The sequence below is a fragment of the Limosilactobacillus reuteri subsp. simiae genome, from assembly GCF_020784875.1.
Lineage (GTDB): Bacteria > Bacillota > Bacilli > Lactobacillales > Lactobacillaceae > Limosilactobacillus > Limosilactobacillus reuteri_H.
The window spans coordinates 1-237 of the sequence record NZ_JAJGUI010000063.1 but is presented as its reverse complement, the minus strand read 5'-3'; the positions used below and the strand labels follow the sequence as shown (position 1 = coordinate 237).

The window sequence follows — 237 nt, the reverse complement described above, 5'->3', positions numbered from 1 at the left end:
ACAAGAATTGGGGTCACACCTACTACTTTGGTTCCGATGGTGCTCGTTACACCGATCAATTCTTAAATAGAGATGGTAAGGTATACTACTTTGATAATCAAGGAATTATGTACCAAGACCAATATTACAAGAATTGGGGTCACACCTACTACTTTGGTTCCGATGGTGCTCGTTACACCGATCAATTCTTAAATAGAGATGGTAAGGTATACTACTTTGATAATCAAGGAATTATGT

The 237-nt window shown here is 37.6% G+C and carries 1 pseudogene; it reads left to right on the top strand.

Annotated features, from left to right (window positions below):
* Window positions 1-237, top strand: a pseudogene (locus tag LMC10_RS02010) (NlpC/P60 family protein); the annotation flags it as partial.